The organism is Spongiactinospora gelatinilytica (genome assembly GCF_003236385.1).
In the GTDB taxonomy this organism is placed as follows: domain Bacteria; phylum Actinomycetota; class Actinomycetes; order Streptosporangiales; family Streptosporangiaceae; genus Spongiactinospora; species Spongiactinospora gelatinilytica.
On the sequence record NZ_POUA01000947.1, the window covers coordinates 1 to 383 of the forward strand.

1 protein-coding gene is annotated in these 383 nt (G+C 50.7%); it reads left to right on the plus strand.

What is annotated here, in order from left to right; all coding sequences use genetic code 11:
- Positions 1 to 383: aminotransferase class V-fold PLP-dependent enzyme (locus tag C1I98_RS46910; RefSeq protein ID WP_199537621.1), on the plus strand; the 383-nt coding region annotated here is incomplete at both ends.

Here is a 383-nt window from a genome sequence, read left to right on the forward strand (position 1 = left end):
TGGTCCGGCAATGCTACCGGCAGAGGTGCTTAAACAGGCTCAACAGGAACTGCGAGACTGGAACGGTATTGGTACGTCGGTGATGGAAGTGAGTCACCGTGGCAAAGAGTTCATTCAGGTTGCAGAGGAAGCCGAGAAGGATTTTCGCGATCTTCTTAATGTCCCCTCCAACTACAAGGTATTATTCTGCCATGGCGGTGGTCGCGGTCAGTTTGCTGCGGTACCGCTGAATATTCTCGGTGATAAAACCACCGCAGATTATGTTGATGCCGGTTACTGGGCGGCAAGTGCCATTAAAGAAGCGAAAAAATACTGCACGCCTAATGTCTTTGACGCCAAAGTGACTGTTGATGGTCTGCGCGCGGTTAAGCCAATGCGTGAAT